The sequence below is a fragment of the Paraburkholderia sp. LEh10 genome (assembly GCF_017814945.1).
Lineage (GTDB): Bacteria > Pseudomonadota > Gammaproteobacteria > Burkholderiales > Burkholderiaceae > Paraburkholderia.
In genome coordinates, this window is record NZ_JAGIPX010000088.1 from 1 (window position 1) to 19,144 (window position 19,144).

18 protein-coding genes are annotated in these 19,144 nt (G+C 65.3%); 6 read left to right on the plus strand and 12 right to left on the minus strand.

The annotated features are described in order from the left end of the window. Window positions 1–237, minus strand: a 237-nt coding sequence (locus tag J8I87_RS38865; protein WP_209937711.1) for a hypothetical protein, incomplete at its 3' end; no start/stop codon positions are given. Window positions 238–275: 38 nt separating this feature from the next. On the opposite strand from J8I87_RS38865, the gene J8I87_RS38870 reads away from it, so the two are divergent. Then, window positions 276–1,742 carry an NAD-dependent succinate-semialdehyde dehydrogenase gene (locus J8I87_RS38870; protein WP_209937712.1) on the plus strand — a complete coding sequence of 489 codons (1,467 nt, stop codon included), beginning with the start codon at window positions 276–278 and terminating at the stop codon, window positions 1,740–1,742. Between the two features lie 124 nt (window positions 1,743–1,866). Here the strand turns inward: J8I87_RS38870 and lipA are convergent, their stop codons facing one another. The 5 genes from lipA to J8I87_RS38895 all read right to left on the minus strand — a co-directional run bounded on the left by lipA (window position 1,867) and on the right by J8I87_RS38895 (window position 7,258). After that, on the minus strand, window positions 1,867–2,895 hold the full coding sequence (gene lipA / locus J8I87_RS38875; RefSeq protein ID WP_245254483.1) for a lipoyl synthase: 1,029 nt from the start codon (window positions 2,893–2,895) through the stop codon (window positions 1,867–1,869). A gap of 2 nt (window positions 2,896–2,897) precedes the next feature. Next, on the minus strand, window positions 2,898–4,010 hold the full coding sequence (locus tag J8I87_RS38880) for an acetoin dehydrogenase dihydrolipoyllysine-residue acetyltransferase subunit (RefSeq protein WP_209937714.1): 1,113 nt from the start codon (window positions 4,008–4,010) through the stop codon (window positions 2,898–2,900). A 15-nt stretch (window positions 4,011–4,025) separates the two neighbouring features. Further along, window positions 4,026–5,030, minus strand: coding sequence for an alpha-ketoacid dehydrogenase subunit beta (locus tag J8I87_RS38885; protein ID WP_209937715.1), 1,005 nt, complete (start codon window positions 5,028–5,030; stop codon window positions 4,026–4,028). 36 nt (window positions 5,031–5,066) lie between these two features. Then, on the minus strand, window positions 5,067–6,050 hold the full coding sequence (locus tag J8I87_RS38890) for a thiamine pyrophosphate-dependent dehydrogenase E1 component subunit alpha (RefSeq protein ID WP_209937716.1): 984 nt from the start codon (window positions 6,048–6,050) through the stop codon (window positions 5,067–5,069). Window positions 6,051–6,121: 71 nt separating this feature from the next. Beyond that, entirely contained in the window at window positions 6,122–7,258 is a 1,137-nt protein-coding gene (locus J8I87_RS38895; protein ID WP_209937717.1) for an ATP-NAD kinase family protein, read from the minus strand. Between the two features lie 474 nt (window positions 7,259–7,732). Between J8I87_RS38895 and J8I87_RS38900 the strand changes: the two genes are divergently transcribed. After that, window positions 7,733–9,682 (plus strand): sigma-54-dependent Fis family transcriptional regulator, encoded by a 1,950-nt coding sequence (locus tag J8I87_RS38900; RefSeq protein ID WP_209937718.1) that lies wholly within the window; start codon window positions 7,733–7,735, stop codon window positions 9,680–9,682. 78 nt (window positions 9,683–9,760) lie between these two features. Here the strand turns inward: J8I87_RS38900 and J8I87_RS38905 are convergent, their stop codons facing one another. Next, entirely contained in the window at window positions 9,761–10,732 is a 972-nt protein-coding gene (locus tag J8I87_RS38905; protein WP_209937719.1) for a YafY family protein, read from the minus strand. 94 nt (window positions 10,733–10,826) lie between these two features. On the opposite strand from J8I87_RS38905, the gene J8I87_RS38910 reads away from it, so the two are divergent. The 3 genes from J8I87_RS38910 to J8I87_RS38920 all read left to right on the plus strand — a co-directional run bounded on the left by J8I87_RS38910 (window position 10,827) and on the right by J8I87_RS38920 (window position 13,134). Then, on the plus strand, window positions 10,827–11,195 hold the full coding sequence (locus J8I87_RS38910; RefSeq protein WP_209937721.1) for a putative quinol monooxygenase: 369 nt from the start codon (window positions 10,827–10,829) through the stop codon (window positions 11,193–11,195). Then, window positions 11,192–12,481 (plus strand): APC family permease, encoded by a 1,290-nt coding sequence (locus tag J8I87_RS38915; RefSeq protein ID WP_209937722.1) that lies wholly within the window; start codon window positions 11,192–11,194, stop codon window positions 12,479–12,481. Before J8I87_RS38910 ends, J8I87_RS38915 begins: the two co-directional genes overlap by 4 nt. Window positions 12,482–12,744: 263 nt before the next feature. Further along, entirely contained in the window at window positions 12,745–13,134 is a 390-nt protein-coding gene (locus J8I87_RS38920) for a DUF2917 domain-containing protein (RefSeq protein WP_245254484.1), read from the plus strand. A 145-nt stretch (window positions 13,135–13,279) separates the two neighbouring features. Here J8I87_RS38920 and pcaF read toward each other — a convergent pair whose 3' ends face one another. Next, entirely contained in the window at window positions 13,280–14,482 is a 1,203-nt protein-coding gene (gene pcaF / locus J8I87_RS38925; RefSeq protein ID WP_209937723.1) for a 3-oxoadipyl-CoA thiolase, read from the minus strand. Between the two features lie 405 nt (window positions 14,483–14,887). Between pcaF and J8I87_RS38930 the strand changes: the two genes are divergently transcribed. Beyond that, window positions 14,888–15,712: an IclR family transcriptional regulator gene (locus J8I87_RS38930; protein ID WP_209937724.1), complete on the plus strand. Its 825-nt coding sequence runs from the start codon at window positions 14,888–14,890 to the stop codon at window positions 15,710–15,712. 9 nt (window positions 15,713–15,721) lie between these two features. Here J8I87_RS38930 and J8I87_RS38935 read toward each other — a convergent pair whose 3' ends face one another. From J8I87_RS38935 to phnF, 4 genes are all read right to left on the minus strand, one after another. Continuing rightward, window positions 15,722–16,912, minus strand: coding sequence for a M20 aminoacylase family protein (locus J8I87_RS38935; protein WP_209937725.1), 1,191 nt, complete (start codon window positions 16,910–16,912; stop codon window positions 15,722–15,724). 103 nt (window positions 16,913–17,015) lie between these two features. Beyond that, complete coding sequence (gene phnN / locus J8I87_RS38940; RefSeq protein WP_209937726.1) at window positions 17,016–17,621, minus strand: phosphonate metabolism protein/1,5-bisphosphokinase (PRPP-forming) PhnN; 606 nt, start codon at window positions 17,619–17,621, stop codon at window positions 17,016–17,018. After that, window positions 17,618–18,376: a DUF1045 domain-containing protein gene (locus J8I87_RS38945; protein ID WP_209937728.1), complete on the minus strand. Its 759-nt coding sequence runs from the start codon at window positions 18,374–18,376 to the stop codon at window positions 17,618–17,620. The genes phnN and J8I87_RS38945 overlap by 4 nt, the downstream gene beginning before the upstream one ends. After that, window positions 18,373–19,131, minus strand: coding sequence for a phosphonate metabolism transcriptional regulator PhnF (gene phnF / locus J8I87_RS38950; protein ID WP_209937729.1), 759 nt, complete (start codon window positions 19,129–19,131; stop codon window positions 18,373–18,375). Before phnF ends, J8I87_RS38945 begins: the two co-directional genes overlap by 4 nt. Between the last annotated feature and the right edge of the window lie 13 nt (window positions 19,132–19,144).

Sequence of the window (19,144 nt, forward strand, 5' to 3'; positions counted from 1 at the left end):
TTGGCGGTGTGAGCGGCTTTCTTTGCCTACTTTCTTTGCCGCGGCAAAGAAAGTAGGTGCCGCCCCGCACAGGGGCAGCGCCTGCGCCGCGAGGCGCATCGCGGATGCGAGCGACAGCGGCAAAACAACTCGCATCGCGGATGCCAGCGACAGCGGCAAAACAAAGACCGCATCGCGGATGCCAGCGACAGCGATAGCGGCAAATAACGAATGCCCGCGCAGGGCAACGCAAACCAAACAGCGTCGCAGACAAAAAGCAAAGAGGACAAACCGAAATGACCGACCTGCAAAGCAAACTGCAAGACCCAACGCTGTTGCAAACGAAAGCCTACATCAATGGCGAATGGCAGAACGCCGACAACAACGAAACCTTCGAGGTGCTAAACCCGGCAACGGGCGCATTGATCGCGCAAGTACCCCGGATGGGCGCACAGGAAACCCGCCGCGCCATCGACGCGGCCAACAAAGCCTGGCCCGCCTGGAAGGCAAAAACGGGCAAACAACGCGCGGAAATCCTCCGCAAATGGAACGACCTGATGCTCGCGAACGCCGACGATCTGGCGTTGATCCTGACCACCGAACAGGGCAAGCCGCTCGCCGAAGCAAAAGGCGAAATCGGCTATGCGGCGTCGTTCCTCGAATGGTTCGGCGAAGAAGCCAAACGCGTCTACGGCGACACGATCCCCACCGTCGCCAACGACAAGCGCATCGTCGTCACGAGGGAACCCGTCGGCGTCTGCGCCGCCATTACGCCGTGGAATTTCCCCGCCGCGATGATCACGCGCAAGGTCGGCCCCGCGCTCGCCGCCGGCTGCCCCATCGTCGTCAAGCCCGCTGAAGCGACGCCTTTGTCCGCGCTCGCGCTCGCCGTGCTCGCCGAACGCGCCGGCGTGCCCGCCGGCATCTTCAGCGTCGTCACCGGCGACCCGAAGCCGATCGGCAGCGAAATGACCAGCAATGCGACGGTGCGCAAGCTGTCGTTCACGGGTTCGACGCCCGTCGGACGCCTGCTGATGGCGCAGTGCGCGCCAACCGTCAAGAAGGTCTCGCTCGAACTCGGCGGCAATGCGCCGTTCATCGTGTTCGATGACGCCGATCTCGATGCCGCCGTCGAAGGCGCAATTGCATCGAAGTACCGCAACAGCGGACAAACCTGCGTGTGCACGAACCGCTTCTATGTGCACGACCGCGTCTACGATGCGTTCGCCGAAAAACTCAGCGCCGCCGTCGCGAAGCTCAAGGTCGGCTACGGCACCGAGCAAGGCGTGCAGCAAGGCCCTCTCATCAACGAGGCCGCCGTGCTCAAGGTCGAATCGCATATCGAAGATGCGCTCGGCAAAGGTGCGCGCGTCGTCGTGGGCGGCAAGCGTCACGCGCTCGGCCATGGCTTTTTCGAGCCGACCGTGCTCGCCGATGTCACGCCCGACATGAAAGTCGCGCGCGATGAAACCTTCGGCCCGCTGGCGCCGCTGTTCCGCTTCTCGTCGGATGCGCAAGTGATCGAGATGGCGAACAGCACCGAATACGGCCTTGCGTCGTACTTCTATAGCCGCGATATCGGCCGCATCTGGCGCGTCGCGGAAGCGCTCGAATTCGGCATGGTCGGCATCAATACGGGCGCGATCTCCAACGAGGTCGCGCCGTTCGGTGGCGTCAAGCAGTCGGGCCTTGGGCGCGAAGGATCGCACTACGGGATCGACGAGTATGTCGTGATCAAGTACATGTGTATCGGTGGCGTTTAACGATCGTCCGGCGCGGCTATATTCGTAGCCGCGCCGGATGTTACGCCGCGTGTTCCGTCAGATGCTGCGCCGATTGCGTCGCCGATCCGGCGTCGAAAAGCCCGCTCAAACGCGGGCTTTTTTTTCACGAGGTCTCGGGCATCTCCATCGTCCCGGGATGCTTCTCCACGAGCTTGATCGGAATGACAGTCGTCTCGCTCGCGTGATAAGAAGACCGCACGAGCGGCCCCGAAACGATTTCACGAAATCCGAGCTTCAGGCCCTCCTCTCTGAATGCACCGAATGTCTGCGGCGAAACATAACGCCTGACGGGCATATGAAACTTCGACGGCGCCAGATACTGCCCGATCGTCAGCACGTCGACGTCATGCTCGCGGATGTCGCGCATCGTATCCAGCAACTCGTCATCGGTTTCGCCGAGCCCCACCATCAACCCCGACTTCGTCACGACGGACGCATTCGCCTCCTTCATCTTTCGAAGCAATCCGAGCGACCCGCGATAATCCGCTCCCGCCCGCGCCGCCCGATACAGCGACGGCACCGTTTCGACGTTGTGATTGAACACGTCGGGCCAGGCCGCCGACAACGCATCGAGCGCGCGCTCGACACGCCCGCGAAAATCCGGCGTCAGCACCTCGACGCGAATCCCCGGCACACGCTCGCGCAACAGCGCGACACAACGCGCGAAATGCGCCGCGCCGCCATCGCGCAGATCGTCGCGATCCACCGACGTGATCACCACATACCGCAGACCCAGCGCGGCGACAGCATCGGCAAGCCGCGCCGGTTCTTCGTCATCGAGCGGCAACGGGCGGCCATGCGCGACATCGCAGAACGCGCAACGGCGCGTGCAGATGCCGCCCATGATCATGAACGTCGCCGTGTGCTGCGCGAAGCATTCACCGATATTCGGGCACATCGCCTCCTCGCACACGGAATGCAGACGATGCTCGCGCAGTATCGACGCCATGCCCGCCACCGTCTCGCTCATCATCGGCCTCGCTCGCAACCAAGGCGGCTTCGGCAATGCGTCGCCATGCTCGAGCGGCACGATCTTCACCGGGATGCGCGCGAGCTTGTCGCGGCTGCGCAAGCCGTGCTGCCCGAGGGCCGTGACGCTATCGCGCGTGGACGTTTGCGCAGCGGCATCCATCGTCAGGCCCCGAAGAAGTCGTTGAGCAGGCGGTTCACGTCGGACGCCGACTCCATCTGCACCATATGCCCCTTGCCCGGCAGCACATGCACGCGGATATCGCCGGGAAGTCCCTGCGCGTGGCTCGCGGGAATGATCTGGTCCAGCTCGCCCCAGATCACGAGCGTGCGCGGCGCAAGCGTACCGATGCGATCGCGATAGCTGCGCTGCTGCGCGCCGTCCCTGAATGCCGACGCTGCGATCTTCTGCAACGTCTCGCTCACGCCTTCGAGCCGCTTGTACTTGACGATGTCCTCGACGAGTTGCCGCGTCACCAGCGAGCCATCGGCGAACAGCTTCGTCAGATGAGGCTTCAGCGTATTGCGGCTGTTGCCCGAAACGAAACCGTCGATGTACTCGCGGTTGATCTCGTTGCCGAGGCCCGCGCCCGAAATCAGCGAAAGCGACGCCACACGCTGCGGCGCCTTCACTGCCACCGTCATCGCGACGAGACTGCCCATCGAATGCCCGACGAGGTGCGCGTGTTCGATACCGCGATCGTCGAGAAACGCGATCACGCTGTCGGCGAGCTCGTCGGCGCTGCCCGACTCGACGGCTTTCGACGATTCGCCATGCCCCGGCAGATCGAGCGCATACACAGTGCGATGCGCGGCCAGATCGGCGTGATTGAAGAGCCAGTTGTTCAGATCGCCGCCGAAACCGTGGATCAGCACGGCGGGCGTGCCGCCCTCGCCGATCTTCAGGTAACGGACCGTGCGCCCGCCAATCTGCGCCTTCTCCGGCTGCGGGCCCGCGTCCGCCGAATCGGCGGCGAGCGGCACGAAGTCCCGCTGAAACGCTTCGACGGCCGCATCGATGTCCGCGTCCGCGTCTTCGGCGTCGGCCACCACGCCGAGCAGCGCGCCGACGGGCAGCGTGTCGCCCTCCTGCGCGATCTGCCGGCGCAGCGTGCCGTCGAATGCGCACTCGACGCCCGAGGCAATCTTGTCGCTCTCGACGTCGAGCACCTCGTCGCCTTTCGCCACCTTGTCGCCGGGAGATTTCAGCCAGCCGTTGACCTGCCCCTGCTCCATCGACAGGCCCCACTTGGGCATCGTGATCATATGAATCGACATTGCTCAGTTCCTCGCTCAGTGTCGCGTCTGTTTGACGGCTGCGGCGATCTTGTCCGCCGACGGAATGTAGAGATCTTCGAGCACGCCCGAGAAAGGCGTGGGCGTATGCGGCGCGGTGACGATCTCGATGGGCGCCTTCAGCGAATGGAACGCCTTCTGCGCGACGAGCGCGGCGATGTCCGTCGCCACCGAGCAGCGCGGATTCGCTTCGTCCACCACGACGACGCGGCCCGTGCGCTCCGCGCTCTCCAGAATCGTCTCTTCATCGAGGGGCGACGTCGTGCGCAGATCGATCACCTCGGCCTTGACGCCGTCTTTCGCGAGCTTGTCGGCGGCCTCCGTCGCGTAATGCACCATACGGCCGTACGTGACGATGGTCGCGTCGTCGCCTTCGCGCACCACGTTCGCCTCGCCGAATGGAATCGCATACAGTTCTTCGGGCACATCGCCTTCGCGGGTGTACAACAGCTTGTGCTCGCAGAAGATGACGGGATCGTTATCGCGGATCGCCTGGATCATCAGGCCCTTCGCGTCATAGGGCGTCGACGGGCACACAACCTTGAGCCCCGGCACATGCGTGAACAGCGAGGTCAGCATCTGCGAGTGCTGCGCGGCCGCGCGCAAGCCCGCGCCCTGCATCGTGCGGATCACGACGGGCGTCACCGCGTTGCCGCCGAACATGTAGCGGAATTTCGCCGCCTGATTGAAGATCTGGTCGAAGCACACGCCCATGAAGTCGATGAACATCAGTTCGGCGACGGGACGCATGCCTGCTGCCGCCGCGCCCACCGCCGCGCCGATGAAGCCGCCCTCCGAGATCGGCGTGTCGAGCACGCGGCCCGGATACTTGTGATAAAGCCCTTTCGTGACGCCGAGCACGCCGCCCCATGCGTCCTGCTCGCCGGGCGAGCCCGCGCCGCCCGCGTTGTCTTCGCCCATCACGATGACGCTTTCATCGCGCGCCATTTCCTGACTCAGTGCTTCGTTGATCGCCTGAGAATACGTGATCTTGCGTGCCATGTCTGTCTCCTGAATCGTCTGAGAGTGATCGGTGGGTTACGGATACGACACGTACACGTCGGTCAGCAGATCGGCCTGCGTCGGCAGCGGCGCAGCCTTCGCCTTCACGACGGAATCGTCGATCAGCGCCTTCACGGAAGCATCGATCTTGCGCAGCTCGTCGGCTGTCAGCATTTCCGCGCGCAGCACGCGCTCTTCGAAGCGCTTCAGGCAGTCCTTTTCGTCGCGCAGCTTCTGCACTTCACCCGGCGCGCGATAGGTCTGCGCATCGCCTTCGAAGTGGCCGAAATAGCGCGACAGCTTCACTTCGATGAGCGTCGGCCCGCCGCCGCCGCGCGCGCGCTCGATCGCTTCGCCGAGTGCTTCATGCACCGCGAAGAAATCGAAGCCGTCGACGATCACGCCCGGCATGCCGAAGCCGCTCGCACGGTCGGCGATGTTGTCCGACGCCACCGACCATGTCGACGACGTCGCTTCCGCATAGCCGTTGTTCTCCGCGACGAAAATCGCCGGCAAGCGCCACACGCTCGCGAGATTCATCGATTCGAAGATCGTCCCCTGGTTCGATGCGCCGTCGCCGAAGAAGCACACGCCCACGCCGCCCGTCTTTTTCAGCTTCGCCGCGAGCGCCGCGCCGCACACCAGCGGACCGCCCGCGCCGACGATACCGTTCGCGCCCAGCATCCCCTTCGACAGATCGGCAATGTGCATCGAACCGCCCTTGCCTTTGCAAACGCCCGTCTGCCGCCCATAGATTTCGGCCATCATCCCATGCACGTCGACGCCCTTCGCGATGCAGTGGCCGTGGCCGCGGTGCGTGGTCGCCACATAGTCGTTGTTGTTCAGATGCAGCATCGTGCCGACGGCCGACGCTTCCTCGCCTGCGTACAGGTGTACGAAGCCCGGAATCTCGCCCGTCGCGAACTCGACGTGCAGGCGCTCCTCGAACTCGCGAATGGTGCGCATCAGCCGGTACGCTTCCAGCAGTTTCTCCTTGCTCAACTGACTCGAAACAGACATGGTGTGTCTCCTTGATGTTGTCGATCGTGACTGCAACCGTGCGGAGTGGGCTCCGCTTGAATGAACTCCCTTTATTCCGAATGCGCCTGCGTTTGCGTTTGCGTTTGCTTTTGCGTTTGCGTTTGTGCGAGCGCCTGCATCGATGCGCCCGCCATCTCCCGCATCAGCTGACGCGATGCCGAAAAGCGCAGCGTGCGGCTCACGTCCACCGTCAACGGGCCGCTCCAGTCGAGTGCGATTTCGTAGCGGTCGTCGCGCTCGATTTCGATCTCGCGCTCGCCGTCGAATGCGAGCGTGCCGTGGTGCGCGTCGATGGGCAGCCAGTCGCCGACTTCGAAGCGCTCGCAACTGCGCATCGTCACCTGATCGATCCGGCCCGGCGCGATAGGCGCGAACACAGGCACGCCGGCGCCGTTCATCAAGCCATCCGCGCCGGGTTGCGCGAAGGTCAGATGCAAACCGTGCGGCGCCGTGCGCTCGACGGGCGCCCAGGCGCCGCCTATCGACGAAAGGCCGATGCCGTCGGGCGCAGCGAAGGTTAGAAAGAGCGACTCGATATCCGACGGCTCGGACACCGCGCGTGCACCGACGAAGCGCTGGCGGCTCACGCATACATCGACGAGCGCAATCTCTTCGCGCCCGCGATTTGGGCCCGCGACGCAGCGCACGACGAGCCGCTTGTTGCGCGTCAACGCGACATCGGGCGGCACGGCGCCCGACGCGACCAGCGCGCCCGCCATGCCGGCGATGGTCGCTTCGCGCATATCGGGAAACGCGTTGTTGGTGCCCGTGGACAGCGTCAGCAGCGGCACGCTGCCGCAATGCGCGGCCACCGCGCGGTGCGTGCCGTCGCCACCCAGCACGGCGATCAGCTCGACGCCCTCGCGTACCATGTGCGCCGTGCCCGCGTGCGTATCGGCGACGGTGTCGGTGATGGGCAGATCGATGAACTCGACTTCGGGCCAGCGCTCGCCCGCGCCCGTTGCCGCGTGCGTGTCGAGTGCGCGCAGCAGCAGCGCGGCGACGCCTGTGCGATCGCGCAGCGTCAGCACGCGGTCTACGCCCAGTGCGCCGAGCCCTGCGAGCAGGCGCACGACCATGTTGGCCTTTTCAGCCGTCGGGAACACCGATGCATGTGTCGTGAGGCGGCGAATGTCGCGCCCCGATGCAGGGTTCGCAATCACGCCGACGGTAATGGGCGATGCCACGGGCTGTCTCCACATCGAATTTGTGTTTGCCGATAGCGTCTTTCTCACGTGATGCGCAAAGGCCGCCTCGGCGACAGCGTTACTGCAACAGCCATGCCAAAGTCTCGCCGCATCCGTCGCGCGGGCTGGAAGCCTTGTATGTCAAGGGTTTCAGCCGACTGCGAGCCCACAGTCGACACGCATTGAAACGTCGCATGCGGCGGCGCACATGGCGCACATCGCGCCGGGGCTGCGCCGTCGCGCACGCGCGCCCCGCAGCCAGTCGCCCCGAACACATTGCCGCATCGAACGTTACGCGTCTCACGGCTGTCTCACGCATCAGTGAGACGATCGTCTCATGTGTCTCGCGTGCTGCAATGCAATGTGATCGCGCAAGCCAGATGTGCTACAAGAAGGTCCGACCGAAGAGATCCGCACGACCGGCCGTCATCAACGCAACCATGCAGAGCGCGCGCCGCTCGACGGGAGCCGACCATGCCTTACGTCTCTCAAACGCAGCACATCGACCGCGTGCGCGGCGCCATTGAAGGCCGCCTGCCCGCGCCCGCTAATTCGTCGCGTCTCGTATCGTCGTGGCAGCGTTCGTATGAGCAATACCGGCTCGATCCGGGCTCGGTGATCGGGCCGCGCGTGCTGACGGCGGCCGAGCTGCGCGAAGTGCAAGGCAAGGAAGAAGCGTTTCTGCGCGCGTCGGGCCAGTGCCTCACGCGCCTGCACGACATGGTCCGCGTCGCCGACTACTGCGTGATGCTGACGGATGCCCACGGCGTCACGATCGATTACCGGATCGAGCGCGACCGGCGCGGCGATTTCAAGCACGCGGGTCTTCACATCGGCTCGTGCTGGTCGGAAAGCGAGGAAGGCACGTGCGGGATCGCGAGCGTGCTGACCGATCTCGCGCCCATCACCGTGCACAAGATCGATCACTTCCGCGCGGCTTTCACGACGCTCACTTGCAGCGCATCGCCGATCTTCTCTCCGACGGGCGAACTGATCGGCGTGCTCGATGCGTCGGCCGTGCAGTCGCCCGACAGCCGCGACAGCCAGCGGCTCGTGTTTCAGCTCGTGCGTCAAAGCGCGGCGCTGATCGAAGACGGATATTTCCTCAATCAGACCGCGCAGCATTGGGTGATCTTCGGGCACCAGAGCCGCAATTTCGTCGAAGCGCAGCCCGAAGTGCTGATCGCGTTCGACGAATGCGGCAATATCGCCGCGTCGAACCGCAAGGCACAGGAATGCATCGCGGGCTTGAGCGGGCCGCGTCACGTCGATGAAATCTTCGATACGTCCGCCGTGCATCTGCACGACGTCGCGCGCACCGATACGATCGTGCCGCTGCGTCTGCGCGCGACGGGCGCCGTGCTGTATGCGCGCATTCGCGCACCGCTCAAGCGCGCGTCGCGCATCGCGCCTGTCGTGTCGTGCGCGGGCGCCGTCAGCGGATCAGCCGATGTGCACGCGGATACGAACCTCGACGCCATCAGCCGCTTCCTGCACAGCCGCGACTCGCGCATCGCGCGCAACGCGGAGGTCGCGCTGCGCATTGCGGGCAAGCATCTGCCCATTCTGATTCTCGGCGAGACGGGCGTCGGCAAGGAGGTGTTCGCGCAAGCGCTGCATGCATCGGGCGCGCGCCGTGCGAAACCATTCGTCGCCGTGAATTGCGGCGCAATTCCCGATTCGCTGATCGAAAGCGAGTTGTTCGGCTATGCGCCCGGCGCGTTCACGGGCGCGCGCAGCCGTGGCGCGCGCGGCAAGATCGCACAGGCGAACGGCGGCACGCTGTTTCTCGATGAAATCGGCGACATGCCGCTCAACCTGCAGACGCGCCTGCTGCGCGTGCTCGCCGAAGGCGAAGTATTGCCGCTTGGCGGCGATGCCCCCGTGCATGTCGATATCGACGTGATCTGCGCGACGCACCGCGACCTCGCGCGCATGGTCGCCGAAGGCACGTTCCGCGAAGACCTGTATTACCGGCTGAGCGGCGCGACACTGCACATGCCGCCGTTGCGCGAGCGCGCCGACATTCTCGACGTCGTGCATGCCGTGTTCGATGAAGAAGCGCAAAGCGCGGGCCACGTGCTGACGCTCGATGCGCGGCTCGCCGAGCGTCTCGCGCGCTTCACGTGGCCGGGCAATATCCGGCAACTGCGCAACGTATTGCGATACGCATGCGCGGTGTGCGATGCGACGCGCGTCGAACTGCGCCATGTTTCGCCCGATGTGGCGGCGTTGCTCGCGCCGGATGAAGCGAGCGGACGGCCCGCGCCGGCGGACATCGACGACGAGCGCGCCCGCATCGTCAATGCGCTCACGCGTCATCACTGGCGTCCGAACGCGGCGGCCGAAGCGCTGGGGATGTCGCGCGCGACGTTGTATCGGCGCATTGCGAAGCTCGGGATCGTCGGACCGCATCGCAGTTGATGCTTGCGCTCTTGCGCCCTTTTTTGCCCCGTTTTTGCGGGCTTTTTCCGGCGCGCCGCCGCATGCGAGCGCGTGCGATCAGCCCGCGTTCAACGACGCGATCTGCTCGCCGAGATCGCGCAAGCGCTCACGCAATTCCGGCGGATCGAGCACCTTGACGTGCCCCGCGAAGCCGAGCAGCTGCTCGGCCGCATAGCCGAGCTGCTCGACGGGCAACGTCACTTCCTGCCAGCCGTCCTGCTCCGAAGGCGGCGAGATCTGCGCCTGCTCGACAGCCGCCGCGCCGAGCCGGTGCAGGCGCGTCATCCCTTGCGGCGACAACCGCAGCCGTGCGGTGTGCTTCAGCAGGCTTTTCTCGAACAACGCCACCGCCGATGACCATTCGTCGCGCAAATCGAAATCGTCTGGGCGTTCGAACGTTTCGTCGTGCACGATGAGCTGCGTGATGCTCGACACGCGATAGGTGCGCAATTGCGTGCGCACGCGCGCGACCAGATACCATTCGCCGCCCTTCAACACGAGCCCGAGCGGATCGCGCACACGCACGCCGTCCTGCTCGTCGCGGGCATTCCACGTGCGGTATTGCATCGATATGCGCTTCTGATCCCATACGGCGCCCGCGAGCATCGTCAACCAGGGCGTCGGCGAAGGCCGCTGGTACCAGCCGACGGGATCGATATGCAGCCGCGAGCCGATGCGCGACGTATCGGGCGCGGCGTCGGGCAGCGCCGTGACGAGCTTGAGCTGCGCGGCGCGCAACTGCTCGGACAAGCCGAGGTCGGACGCCGCGCCCGTCAGGCCGGCAATCGACAGTGTCTCCGCTTCGGCCTTCGTGATGCCCGTCAGCTTCGCGCGATAGCCGTCGAGCAGCGCGAAGCCGCCGCCGGGTCCGCGATCCGCATACACGGGGACGCCCGCCGCGCTCAACTGATCGATATCGCGATAGACCGTGCGGATCGACACGTTGAACTCGTCGGCGAGCGCCTGCGCAGTCACGCGGCCTTTGACCTGCAGCATCAGCAGCATCGAAACGAGCCGGCTCGTCGCCAATTTTTACGCCCTTCCAAATTCATGACATGGGTTGTCAGTTATTGGCGAGTATAACGGTATTCATCACGCGAGATCCATTGGGGGGATGTGCTGTATGCAAGTCACATATGTGGTCCGTTTTCAGGTGCTGCCCGACAAGCTCGAACGCTTTCTGGCGCTGCTGAACGGCGTGCTCGACGCGATGCGCGACGAGCCGGATTTTCACGAGGCCGTGCTGCATCGCGATCCCGACTCGCCGTGCCGGCTGCTGCTTTACGAAACGTGGGAATGCCGTGAACACGGTGGCGAAGATCAACGTGAAGAGCAGATTCATCGGCCCTATCGGCGCGCGTATCACGAGGCGCTCGCCGAGCTGCTCGTGCGTCCGCGGGAAGTCACCGAATGGCGCACGCTGCGTGCGGACAAAGGCAACGGCGCGTACGCAGCGCATCGCTCCTACGAGTTGGCCGGGGCGCAGGCATGAGCACGTCGGCGGCCGTGTCGCCGCATGCGGGCGGCCTGAGCGTCATGCAAGGCGCGGCGCTTTATGTGGGCGCGGTGCTCGGCACGGGGGTGATCGCGCTGCCGGCGCTCGCGGCGCAAGCGGCCGGCCCCGCCTCCCTCGTTGCGTGGTTCGCGCTCGTCGTGCTGTCGGTGCCGCTGGCGGCGACGTTTGCCGCGCTCGGCGCGCGCTATCCGGACGCGGGCGGCGTATCGACCTATGTGCGCAATGCGTTCGGGCCGCGCGTCGCGGCCATCGTCGGCTGGTGCTTTTACTTTGCCGTGCCGGCGGGCGCACCGGCTGCGGCGATGTTCGGCGGTGCTTATGTTGCCGCCGCTTTTGGCGGCGGCGAATGGAGCGTGATTGTCACAGCCGCCGCGCTGATCGCGACCGTGACGCTCGCGAACGCGCTGGGGCTGACGGTGTCGGGACGGCTGCAACTGGTGCTCGCCGCGTTGCTCGTCGCGCTGCTGCTCGCCGCCGTGATCGCGTCGGCGCCGCATGCGCGCGCTGCCAACCTGCAGCCGTTCGCGCCGCACGGCTGGCTCGCCGTCTTTCCGGCTGCGGCGCTGCTGGTCTGGAGCTTTGCGGGCTGGGAAGCCATCACGCACCTTGCCGCCGAGTTTCGCCGCCCTGCGCGCGATCTGCCGTTGGCGGCGGGCATTGCCGTCGTCGTGGTCGGTGTGCTGCACATGGGCGTCGCGACCACAAGCGTGATGGTGCTCGGGCCGGCCGCGGGCACTTCGAGTGCGCCGCTCGCGGAACTGCTCGCGCGCGGCCTGGGCGGCAAGGTGCAGATGCTGGCCGCCGTCGCCGCATTGCTGCTCACGCTCGGCACGATGAACGCCTATTTCGCGGGCGCGGCGAAACTCGGCGCGGCACTGGGCCGCGACGGCGCGCTGCCGCAGTGGCTTGCGCAAGGCAGCCGCGCCGGCGATGTGCCACGCCGCAGTCTGTTCGTAATCGCCGCGCTCGCCACGTTCGCGCTCGTCGCCGTAGTCGTCGCGGGCGTCGGCCCTAAGCCGCTCGTGCTGCTCACAACGGGCTCGTTCGTCACCGTCTACGCACTCGGCACAGCGGCCGCGTTGAGACTGTTGCCGCGCCGAAGCTGGCCGCATCGCTGCGCGCGTGTCGCGCTGATCGCAGTGGCGGGACTGTGCTGCGCGACCGGCTGGTATCTGCTGTGGCCGCTCGCGATCACAGGCTGCGCATTGCTTTACCTGCGCATACGACGTGTGTCCGCTCCACGATCGAGGGCAATTCCATGAAAATGCTCAAACTGCAATGCGCGCCACGAAACCGGTTGACGACGCATCGACGTGACGGGAAACTCGAATGCATGCCGACACACATCACCATCGCCTGCGCGATTAAAAACCCAATGGCACGCCATCGCGGCGGGCCTATGGGAGCGTGCATGCGTTAGTAGTCCGCAGCAGTCAGCCAAACGATCCCAAGGCCCCGCCGGAAACGGAAGGGGCCTATTGTTTTAGGTGTTGCCTTCCGTCCTCCGGCTCAATTGACGGAGTGAATGATGGACAAGGCTCGTCAGCAGTTCACCGACGAAGACTCACGGTGCTTTTCGCGTCCCCACGAAGGATGGTTGCCCAGGATCGTCGTCCATTTCGCCGTACAGCCCGGCGCGACGATGTCATGGCGCGTCGAATCGAACACCGAGCTTGTCGTGCAAGGCGCGCGCGTGTGGCTCACGCGCGCGGCGTCGCCGTACGATCACTGGTTGCAGATCGGCGAAACCTTCCGCCTGCATCGCGGCGAACGTGTGTGGGTCAGCACCGAGGGCAACACCGCGGCGCAGATTTCGTTGACTTCGCATCCAGTGAAAGCGCGCGGCATGCTGATGCGCCTGTTGGAGCGCTATTCGTCGCTGGGTGCGGATATTTTCGCGCCGCGTTCGCGATAAATTGCGCAGGTGCGCACCAGCGCGTTTCGGCGTGACAGGCGGAAATGAAAAAAGCTCGTACGCAGTACGAGCTTTTTCAGATCGTGTCGCAGGCATCGCGTGAAGAGCCGTCAACGGAACGTCACGCGACGCACCCGCACGCCGATCAAATGCGTTCGATCGCGATCGCGATGCCCTGGCCGACGCCGATGCACATCGTACACAGCGCGAAGCGGCCTTGCGTGCGTTGCAGCTGATACATCGCGGTCGTGACGAGCCGCGCGCCGCTCATGCCGAGCGGGTGGCCCAGCGCGATTGCACCGCCGTTCGGGTTGACGCGCGGATCGTCGTCGGCGACGCCCAGCGCGCGCAGCACCGCAAGACCTTGCGAAGCGAACGCTTCGTTCAGTTCGATCACGTCGAACTGGTTGATGTTCATGTTCAGCCGCGCCAGCAGCTTTTGCGTCGCGGGCGCGGGTCCGATACCCATCACGCGCGGCTCGACGCCAGCCGTCGCCATGCCGAGCACGCGTGCGCGCGGCGTCAGCCCGAAGCGCTTCGCAGTCGCTTCGTTGGCGAGCAGCAGCGCGGCCGCGCCGTCGTTGACACCCGACGCGTTGCCCGCCGTCACGGTGCCGTCCGCACGCACGACGCCCTTCAGCTTCGCGAGCGCTTCGAGACTCGTCTCGCGCGGATGTTCGTCCTTCGATACGACAATCGCGTCGCCCTTCTTCTGCGCAATCGTCACCGAAACGATTTCCTGCGCGAGCGTGCCGTCCTGCTGCGCGCGCGCCGCCTTCAACTGGCTGCGCACCGCAAACGCGTCCTGGTCGGCGCGGCTGACGTTGTAATCGGTCGCGACGTTTTCGCCCGTTTCGGGCATCGAGTCGACGCCGTAGATCTGCTTCATCAGCGGATTGACGAAACGCCAGCCGATTGTCGTGTCATAGATGTCGGCCTGGCGCGAGAACGCGCTCGTCGCCTTGCCCATCACGAACGGCGCGCGGCTCATGCTTTCGACGCCGCCCGCGACCATCAGACCCGCTTCACCCGACTTGATCGCGCGCGCTGCAATGCCGACGGCATCCATGCCCGAACCGCACAGACGGTTGACCGTCGAGCCCGGCACGTCCTTCGGCAGCCCCGCCAGCAGCAGCGACATGCGCGCGACGTTGCGGTTGTCCTCGCCCGCCTGGTTCGCGCAGCCGTAGATCACGTCGTCAATCGCGCTCCAGTCGACTTCCTTGTTGCGCTCCATCAGCGCCTTCAGCGGCACCGCGCCGAGATCGTCGGCACGCACCGACGACAGCGAACCCGCATAGCGGCCAATCGGCGTGCGAATCGCGTCGCACAGGAAAGCTTCCGTCATGAGATGTCTCCAGTAATGGCGGGCTGGCGTATTGTTGACCAGCGGCGGCGCATCGGGGCAGCGCCGGAATACCGTGCCGACGATGCCAAATTTGTTCTATACTCGAACAAACGATCATCTATCGAACATTTCAGGTTCGATGATAGGCGCGTGGCGGAAAGACTGTCAAGCGCGGCGGCGGCCGAACGCGCGTCGAAATGCGCATTAGCGGTGGGCGAAAACGGTAGGAATAAACATTACCCCCAATTCCGGGGCGAGCGGAAAACCCGCCGCGGGCACGCCGCGCGTCCATTGCACGCACGCCGCGCCAAGGTTGGCGAATTCTGGCGCTTGCGCTATCGTCACGGCTTTCCGCGCGCTGACAACCGCCCGATCATCAGGTTTGAACGTTTCGTCCAGAGGCCCATGAGCAAAGTACCCACCGAGTCACAAGCCGTCCCCGCCGTCGAGGCGGACGCGCCCGACAAGCCGGGCGATTCGTACGTGCAATCGTTCGCGCGCGGCCTCGCGGTGATCCGCGCGTTCAACGCCGAGCGGCCCGAACAGACGCTGACGGATGTCGCGTCGGCGACTGGCCTCACGCGCGCCGGCGCGCGCCGCATTCTGCTGACGCTGCAAACGCTCGGCTACGTCGAAGCCGAAGGCCGTCTGTTCCGCCTGACGCCGAAGATCCTCGACCTCGGTTTCGCGTATCTGACCTCGATGCCGTTCTGGAATCTCGCCGAGCCTTTCATGGAAGAGCTGTCGGCGCAGGTCCACGAAAGCTGCTCGGCGGCCGTGCTCGACCGGACCGAGATCGTCTACGTGCTGCGCGTGCCGACGCACAAGATCATGACGATCAACCTGTCGATCGGCAGCCGTCTGCCGGCGTACTGCACGTCGATGGGACGCGTGCTGCTGTCGTCGCTCGACGAAGCGACGCTCGATGCGACGCTCGACGCATCGCCCATCGTCGCGCACACGCCGCGCACGATCACCGACAAGAACGAACTGAAGAAAGTGATCGCGCAGGTGCGCAGCCAAGGCTGGGCGGTCGTCGACCAGGAACTGGAAGGCGGGCTGATTTCGCTGTCCGCGCCGATCCGCAACCGGCGCGGACAGATCATCGCCGCGATGAACATCAGCGGCAACGCGCAGCGCAATTCCGCGAAGCAGATGGTGAAGGCTTTTCTCGAGCCGCTGCAAAAAGCCGCGCAGTCGGTATCCAATATGGTCGCGCTGCGCGGCTAGACGAGCCCGTCAACGGCCCAGATAGCGCTCCACCAGGCGCGCCCAATAGGCCGCGCCGATGGGCAGGTTGCGGTCGTTGAAATCGTAGTGCGGGTTGTGCACCATGCAGCCGTCCTCGCCGACGCCATTGCCCAGCCGCAGGAACGAGCCTGGCCGCTGTTCGAGCATGAATGCGAAGTCCTCGCTGCCCATCAGGATGTCCGCGTTCGACTCGACGTTTTCCGCGCCGACCAGCTCGCGCGCGACCTGAATCGCAAACTCGGTTTCGGCATCCGTATTCACGACGACGGGATACCCTTCGACGTACTCGACCTGCGCCGTGCCGCCGTAGCTCGCCGCCTGGGTTTCGGCGAGCTCCGTGATCCGCTGCTTCAGCAATGCGCGCACTTGCGGGCTGAACGAGCGCACGCTCAGTTCGAGCTTCGCACTCGACGGAATCACGTTGTTCGCGACACCCGCGTGCATCGTGCCCACCGTGACCACGGCAGGCTGCGCCGGATTCACGTTGCGCGCGACGATGGTCTGCAGCGCCATCACGATGCTCGATGCGATCACGATGGGATCGACGCACAGATGCGGCCGCGCCGCGTGGCCGCCGACGCCGTGAATCGTGATCGTCGCCTTGTCGCCCGCCGCCATGAACGCGCCCCGGCGGAACAGGAACTTGCCCGGCTCCGCGCCCGGATGGTTATGCACGCCGAACACGGCGTCGCACGGAAAACGCTCGAACAGGCCGTCGTCGATCATCTTCTTCGCGCCGCTGTCGATGCCGCTTTCCTCGGCGGGCTGAAAGTACAGATGCACCGTGCCCGAGAAACGACGCGTCTTCGCGAGATGTTGCGCAGCGCCGAGCAGCATCGTCGTGTGACCGTCATGGCCGCATGCGTGCATCTTGCCCTGCACGGCGCTTGCGTAAGGCAGCCCCGTCTGCTCGACGATGGGCAGCGCATCCATGTCCGCGCGCAGGCCGATGCTGCGGATGCCGCCGCCGACCTTCAGCGTGCCGACCACACCCGTCTTGCCGACGCCGCGCGTGACCTGCCAGCCCCACGCCTCCAGTTTTTCCGCGACGAGCGCGGCCGTCGCGACTTCCTCGTACGCGAGTTCGGGATGACGGTGAATATGGCGGCGGATATCGCGCAGCGTGGCGGCCGCGGGTTCGAGGTCGGCGATTTCGGTCAGGTGGCTGGCTTCCGTCATCAGGTACTCCGGGTTGACTCGCTGCGTCTCATGTCGTGCGCGGCGTTAGAGCGCAGACTATAGCAACGCACGGCCTTTCCCGTAAGACGACCGTTCGATCGACTTACTTAACGCTTTCACCGCCAGCCCGCACGGCGGGCGTCGGCTGATGCGCCTGCTGGGCACGCGCAAAGTTCTTCAGCACATCGACGAAGGCCTCGCCCGCCTGTTCGAGCGAGCCGGAATTGTCGATATGCGTGAGATGCGCGCCGTCGGGCAGCGTGAACGGCGCCTGCCTCGCGAGCCGCGCCGCGACCTGCTCCTGCGTTTCGCGTCCGCGCGCCGACAGTCGCGCCGCGAGAATATGCGGCGCGGCGTGAATATGCACGACCTCGAGATGCGGATAATGCTTCAACGCGCGTTCGAGATACGCGCGCGACCCGTTGACGACGACCGTGCAGCCGCGCGCGAGCCACGCGTCGATCTCGATGCCGATGCCGTAGTGCAGCTCGTGACTCGACCATTCGAGCGCGAACAGACCTTGCGCCGAACGTGCGGCAAACTCTTCGCGTGTCAGCGCGATGTGGTTCTCGTTGTGACCCGTCTCGCGCGTGATGTAGCGATGCGCGAACAACACGAGCGTGCCCGCGACATGCTCGCGCGCGAAATGCAGCAGCGAGTCCTTGCCCGCGCCCGATGGTCCGATCAGATAGATCAAACGGCCTGTCATGCGTTCTCCAACGGTTCGCTCTTCTCAACATGCTGCGCCGTGCCGAACGCGAGCCGCTGCCACAACATGAACGGCTCGCCGGGCGCGGGCTCGACGAAAATCGCCGCCCCATCGACGGACAACGGCCCAAGACGCTGCGCCTCGCGATGCCACCAGGCAACGATCGCGGCGCGGTCGGCGGCATCGTCGAGCGAATTGGACAGCGTCATGTGAAAGCGAAACTCGTCGAGCACATACGGATATCCCCATTCGACGAGCAATTCGCGCTGACGTTCCGTCAACGGCGCTTGCATGCGCTTCGCGATGTCCGCCGCCGAAGGCTTGACGCGCAGCGGCGCAAACGCGCGCAGCGCATCGGCGGCGAGCGCGCGCATGCGCTCATCGCCCGACGGCGCGGCGGGACGCATCGCAACGAAGTCGCCCAGCGTCGCGGCCTCGACGGGCAATGCGAACGACGCCTGCGATTGCGCCCAGCGTTCCGCGATTCCCAGCAAAGCGGCCACCGTCACGTGATCCGCAAGCGCGAACGGCGCGACGAGCGTGCCGTGCCATCCATAACGCCGTGGCGATGCCGTCAGTTCCGCAAGCGGCCTGGACAGCGCGGGCCCCTGATGCGGATCGGCGCAAACGCCGCTTTCGGCGTCGCGCGCGAGCCACGTCGAGCCTGCGTCCCACCAGCCCGACGCGCGAGACGGCGCGTAGTAAATCGCGAAACGCGCCTGCGCGGACCATGCATTCATCGTGGCCGCGCTCATACGTCGTGCTCGACCATCAGTTGCACGCGGTCGGCGGCGAAATGCGTGAAGCCGTATTTGATCGGCGTGCCTTCCGTATCGACATCGACGTTCTCCACCCACAACACCGGCTGCTGCCGGTTGATGCCCAGACGCCGCGCGACCTCGGGCTCAGGCAGCACGCTGCCGATGCGGCTCCACTTGCGCAGGTAATCACTCACGCCGTACTCGGCCAAGGCCTTCGTGATGCCGCCCGTGCGTTCGAGCACATCGGGCAGACCGGTGAATCGCGCGGCCGGGTAGAAGTTGCGCGCATAGGTCAGCGGCACGCCGTCCGCTTCGTGCAGCGACTCGATCCGATAGACGAGCGCGCCCGCGCGCAGCCCCAGCGCCTTTGCGACGGTCGGCTCGGCCTTCACGCGCGCCGCCGACAGCATCGTGCCCGCCGGCGCATGATGCTGCTGCCGCAAATTCTCCGTAAAGCGCGTGTGGCGTCCGATCGTATAGTCGATCGCGCCGGGCTGCACGAACGTGCCGCGCCCCTGCTCCACGCTGACGAGCCCCTGGGCAGCGAGACCCAGCATCGCACGGCGGATCGTATGGCGGTTCACGTCGAAACGCTTCGCCAGTTCGCCTTCGCTCGGCAGACGTCCGTCCTCGCCGAAACCGCTGGCCGCAATTTCCTTCGCGAGAATCTGCTCGATCTGCCGCCACACGGCGACGCCCGCTCCCCTTTCCAACATCGTGCCCGGCGCTGCGTCGTCGTTCGATGTCATGGTGCTGTCATTC